The 4,996-nt window shown below is 65.3% G+C and carries 5 protein-coding genes; 1 reads left to right on the top strand and 4 read right to left on the bottom strand.

Going from position 1 to position 4,996, the window contains the following annotated elements; all coding sequences use genetic code 11:
• Positions 1 to 6: 6 nt before the first annotated feature.
• From otnK to ltnD, 3 genes are read right to left on the bottom strand one after another with little or no spacing between them, the layout of a single operon-like run.
• A complete protein-coding gene (otnK, locus tag ABSG20_RS29790) occupies positions 7 to 1,284 on the bottom strand; it encodes a 3-oxo-tetronate kinase (RefSeq protein WP_423868042.1) in 1,278 nt (425 codons plus the stop codon).
• Positions 1,281 to 2,063 (bottom strand): 2-oxo-tetronate isomerase, encoded by a 783-nt coding sequence (gene otnI, locus ABSG20_RS29785; protein ID WP_423868041.1) that lies wholly within the window; start codon positions 2,061 to 2,063, stop codon positions 1,281 to 1,283. The genes otnK and otnI overlap by 4 nt, the downstream gene beginning before the upstream one ends.
• A gap of 19 nt (positions 2,064 to 2,082) precedes the next feature.
• A complete protein-coding gene (gene ltnD, locus ABSG20_RS29780) occupies positions 2,083 to 3,009 on the bottom strand; it encodes an L-threonate dehydrogenase (protein ID WP_423868040.1) in 927 nt (308 codons plus the stop codon).
• Between the two features lie 148 nt (positions 3,010 to 3,157).
• On the opposite strand from ltnD, the gene otnC reads away from it, so the two are divergent.
• Positions 3,158 to 3,826: a 3-oxo-tetronate 4-phosphate decarboxylase gene (gene otnC / locus ABSG20_RS29775; protein ID WP_423868039.1), complete on the top strand. Its 669-nt coding sequence runs from the start codon at positions 3,158 to 3,160 to the stop codon at positions 3,824 to 3,826.
• A gap of 155 nt (positions 3,827 to 3,981) precedes the next feature.
• Here the strand turns inward: otnC and ABSG20_RS29770 are convergent, their stop codons facing one another.
• Positions 3,982 to 4,800 (bottom strand): putative hydro-lyase, encoded by an 819-nt coding sequence (locus ABSG20_RS29770; RefSeq protein WP_423868038.1) that lies wholly within the window; start codon positions 4,798 to 4,800, stop codon positions 3,982 to 3,984.
• Between the last annotated feature and the right edge of the window lie 196 nt (positions 4,801 to 4,996).

The raw sequence follows: 4,996 nt of genomic DNA, 5'->3' as shown, positions 1-4,996 counted from the left end.
GATCGCTCAGCGCATCAGCTTGAGCGCATCGGAGAAGAATTCCGTGCCCCCGAAATTGCCGGATTTCAGCGCCAGCAGCATCTCGCCGTCCCTGGCGCCGACCGAACGCAGCACCGGCACGCCGGCGGCGATCTCCGCGCCCACCAGAAATCCGGGAATTTTCAAGCGATCCACCACCGCGCCTGAGGTCTCGCCGCCGGCGACCACCAGCCGCCGCACGCCGGACAAGACCAATCCCTGCGCGATGTCGGCCATCGCCTGCTCGATGGCATGGCCGGCGGCCTCGCGGCCGTAGCGGGCCTGCAAGGCGAAGACCTGGTCCGGCGTCGAACTGCTGGCGATCAGGATGGGTCCATTTCCCAGCCGTTCCCTGGCCCAGGCCAGCGCGCGGCGGCTTTCGTCCTGGCCCTTGACGACCTGCTCGGGATCGAGATGCAGCACCGGCATATCAGCTTCGGCGCTTGCGATCTGCCGCAGCGTGGCCTGCGAACAGCTGCCGGCAAGACACGCCGCCGGTCCGCCGGTCGGAGCGTCGGCCACCGCGTCCGGCGCCTTCGCTTCGACCCGGCCTGCGGCGACCAGCGCACGAGCAAGCCCGAGCCCAAGGCCGGATGCACCGACGGAGAGCCGATGATCCAGCGCGACCTGGCCAATGGTTTCAAGATCGCGTTCGAAAACAGCGTCGGCAATGGCCGCACCGAAATCCTTGCCGGCGAGACCGGCAAGACACTGACGGACCGCGTCCGGCCCGCGCGCGACCGCGGCGAGATCGACCAGCCCGACTTTGCTCCTGCTCTGTCGCGCCAGCACCCGCACCAGATTGGAGTCATGCATCGGGTTGAGTGGATGGTCCTTGAGCGGGCTTTCGTTCAGCGGTACCGAACCGACGAACAGATGGCCCTGATAGACGGTGCGGCCGGTTTCCGGAAAAGCCGGCGTCACCAGCACGATGGTCTCGCCGCAATCTGCGCGCAGCGCGTCCATGACGGGGCCGATATTGCCGGCGTCGGTGGAATCGAAGGTCGAGCAGATCTTGAACAACACATGATCGGCGCCGCGCCCGCGCAGCCATCTTTCCGCGGCGCGCGAGCGCAGCACCGCAACACCTGAATCGATCGACCGGCTTTTCAGCGACACCACCACCGCATCGACTTCGGGCAGTTCGAGATCATCGGCGGGAATGCCGATGGTCTGCACCGTGCGCAGGCCGCCGCGGGTCAGGGTATTGGCGAGATCGGAGGCGCCGGTATAGTCGTCGGCGATGCAACCCAGTGCCAGCGTCACGGTTTTGCTCCGGCATAGGGCGCAAACCAGCCGAGGCCATCGGTGGTCTTGCCGCGCGGGTTATATTCGCAGCCGACAAACCCGCCATAGCCGAGCCGGTCGAGTTCTGCGAACAGGAACGGATAGTTCAACTCCTCGCCGTCGGGCTCGTTGCGCGAGGGAATGCTGGCGATCTGGACGTGGCCGATGACCGGCATCATCTCGCGCAGCCGCATGGTGACGTCGCCATGGATGATCTGGCAGTGATAGATGTCGAATTGCAATTTCAGATTGGGAATTTTCAATTCAACGATCAGATCGCGCGCAAAGACAAAATCGTTGAGGAAATAACCGGGCACGTTGCGCGGATTGATCGGCTCGATCACGACGTCGAGGCCATGGGGGGCGAAAAATTCCGCGGTCCATGCCACCGATTTGTAGAACGCCTCGACTGCCCGGCGGTCGCCACGGCTCGCCAGGCCCGCCATCAAATGGACGCGCTTGACGCCGGTCGCCTGCGCATAGGGCAGCGCGGTGCGCAGGCTCTGCTGCAGGTCGGCAAAACGGTCCGGCAGCGCGGCAAAGCCCTTCTCGCCGGCGTCCCAGTTGCCCGGCGGCAGGTTGAACAGCGCCTGCGTCAGGCCATTGCGATGGAGCCGCTCGCCGATCGCGTCGGCGGGATGATCATAGGGAAAGAGGAATTCAACAGCCGTAAAGCCTGCCTTCGCGGCCGCGTCAAAACGGTCGAGGAACGGCACTTCGTTGAACATCATGGTGAGATTGGCGGCGAAACGGGGCATCGGCGGTCCTCTTGTTCGTTCACTTCGACGTCGGTTCGCCGGGCAGAGGCGTGCCGGTGACGCGGGCATACATGCGCGCCACCGAGGCGTCGTCGTCGCGGCCCATGCCGGAGCCCGCGGTCATCAGAAACATCTGCAGCGCCGCCGCCGCCACCGGCACCGGGAATTTTGCTGACCGCGCCATGTCCTGGATGATGCCGAGGTCCTTGACAAAAATTTCCACCGCGCTGCGCGGGGTGTAGTCGCCATCGAGCACATGCGGCATGCGGTTTTCGAACATCCAGGAATTGCCGGCCGATGCCGTGATCACCTCATAGACCCGGCGGATATCGAGCCCCTGCTTGGCCGCGAAGGTGATGGCTTCCGCCGCCGCGGCAATATGCACGCCGGCCAAGAGCTGGTTGATCATCTTGAAGGCGGCGCCCTGGCCCGCGGCATCGCCGAGCTCGTAGAGTTTTGCCGCCATGGCATCGAGCGCCGGCCTTGCCTTGGCGAAGGCCGCTGGGCTGCCGGACGCCAGAATGGTCAGTTCGCCCTGCGCTGCGCGTTGCGCGCCGCCGGAGATCGGCGCGTCGAGATAATGCCGGCCGGTCGCCTCCAGCTGTTTTGCCAGCCGCCGCGCCACATCCGGGTCCATGGTCGCGGACGAGACGAACACGGCGTCCTTGGCCAGCGTTTCGGTGACGCCGTCCCTGCCGAACAGGATGGCCTCGGTCTGCGCGGCGTTGACGACCACGCTGACGACAATGCCGGCCGCAATCGCCGCCTCCGCCGGCGTTGAGGCGCCGCCCCCGCCATCGGCGACGAAGCGCGCCACGGCATCGGCCGAGACGTCACAGCCTTTGACCTCAAAGCCGGCGCGGCGCAGCGAGGTGGCCATGCCAAAACCCATCGAGCCCAGCCCGATGACGGCAACGCGCGGTTTTGCGGGGACGGATTCGGACATGCGCTAATTCCCTGGATTTCCCTGGTTCCTCACGGCCGATATCGCGGGCGGCCTTGCGCTTTGGGTATCACGCCTTGGCCGCGCTGCCAAAGCATGGGAAAAGGCGGAAAACAAAGATCGGGTAGAGGGTGGTAATCGGGGTGCTGAAATGACCGAAACCGCGGTACGCGAGGACATCTGCCGTCTCGGCCGCTCGCTGTTCGAGCGCGGGCTGACGCCGGGCTCGTCGGGCAATATCAGCGTCAAACTCGACGACGGCGGCTGGGTAGTGACGCCCACCAACGCCTCGCTGGGGTCGCTGGACCCGGCACGGCTGTCGCGGCTCGGCGCCGACGGCCGGCTCATTTGCGGCGATGCACCGACCAAAGAGGTGCCCCTGCATCGCGCGCTGTACCAGACCCGCGGCACCGCCCGCGCGGTGGTGCACCTGCATTCGACCCATTCGGTGGCACTGTCGATGCTGCCCGAGATCGATCCGCACGCCGCACTGCCGCCGCTGACGGCCTACTACCTGATGAGATGCGGCTTGACCGCGCTGGTGCCCTATTATCGGCCCGGCGATCCCGCGGTTGCGGACGCGATCAGGGGGCTCGCCGGAAAATATTCCTCCGTGCTGCTCGCCAATCACGGCCCGGTGGTCTCGGGCGATACGCTGGAGGCCGCGGTATTCGCCATCGAGGAACTGGAAGAAACCGCAAAGCTCTATCTGCTGCTGCGCGGGCTGAACCCGCGCTTTCTGACGCCGGCGCAGGTGGCAGATCTGTCGAAGACGTTCGAGCTGGGATTGCCGAAGCAAGGGCAGGACCATTTGCCGTAGGGTGGGCAAAAGCCAACGGACCGCGCGAACGCGCGGGTCGATGGCGTGCCCACCATCTTTTCGAATCCGAAATGGTGGGCACGGCGCAAAGAGCGCCTTTGCCCACCCTAGGCGCAGGTTACGGTGAAGCCTCAAACAACAGCGCGCGCCGCCCATCAAAGCACAGCCAGTTGCTTGTTCCTGAGATCGGTCACCAGCATCAGCCCCGGCGCATGGGTGATCGCAAACGGCAGCTTCGCCGCCGCGATCACCGCTTGCGGGGTCACGCCGCACGCCCAGAATACGGGAATCTCATCGGCTTCCACCGGCACGGGATCGCCATAGTCGGGTTTTGCAAGATCGGCGATGCCGATCGAATGCGGATGACCGAGATGGACGGGAGCACCGTGCACGGAAGGGAATCGCGAGGTGATCTGTACCGCGCGGATCGCATCGGCAGGTTTGAACGGCCGCATCGACACCACCATCGGACCGGCGAAGGGCCCAGCCGGCGCACAGGCCATATTGGTGCGGTACATCGGCACGCGAACGCCGCGCTCGATGTGACGGATCGGCAGGTCCTCGGCCAGCAGCGCTTCCTCGAACGAGAACGAGCAGCCGAGCACGAAGGCTATGAGATCGTCACGCCAATGCGCCAGGATATCGGTCGGCTCCTCCACCACACAGCCGTCGCGCCAGACCCGGTAACGCGGCAGATCGGTGCGGATGTCCAGGTCGATCCCGAGCGCGGGAATGCGGGGATTGCCGACGTCGGACATGCCGATGACCGGACAGGGTTTTGGATTGAGCTGGCAGAAGCGGTGAAAGGACGCTGCAAGCTTCTCCGGCAGGATCGCCAGGTTCCCTTGCACAAAACCGTTGGCGACGCCGGCGGTGGTTGTGGCCATGCCGGCCCGGCACGCCAGGCGCGCCCGCAGGCTTGGAAGTTCGGCTTGGCCGCCGTGCGCTGGCTGATCCACCGCTAAAATGGTCATGGCATCGTCCTGTCTATTATCTCGACAGCAATGAAATCGAGGTCTATCAGCTTTCCGCGCAAGGAGCAGCCCTACGCGACCGTGCGCTCGCTGTTGAAGGGCCCGACCTGCCGCCGATCCAACTGCGCTCATGACGAAATCCAGACGCGCCTAAAAGTCCCGCGGCGCGAGGCGCCCGGGCTGTTGCCAGGAAACT

This window comes from Bradyrhizobium sp. (assembly GCF_049512235.1).
Taxonomy (GTDB): Bacteria; Pseudomonadota; Alphaproteobacteria; order Rhizobiales; family Xanthobacteraceae; genus Bradyrhizobium.
Note: the sequence above shows the minus strand (reverse complement) of the source record. Positions and strands in the feature narration are given on the sequence as shown.

Excerpts from the sequence above, each read along its gene's own strand:
- ltnD (WP_423868040.1), bottom strand. The coding sequence starts at position 3,009 with ATGTCCGAATCCGTCCCCGCAAAACCGCGCGTTGCCGTCATCGGGCTG.
- otnC (WP_423868039.1), top strand. The coding sequence starts at position 3,158 with ATGACCGAAACCGCGGTACGCGAGGACATCTGCCGTCTCGGCCGCTCG.
- ABSG20_RS29770 (WP_423868038.1), bottom strand. The coding sequence starts at position 4,800 with ATGACCATTTTAGCGGTGGATCAGCCAGCGCACGGCGGCCAAGCCGAA.
- otnI (WP_423868041.1), bottom strand. The coding sequence starts at position 2,063 with ATGCCCCGTTTCGCCGCCAATCTCACCATGATGTTCAACGAAGTGCCG.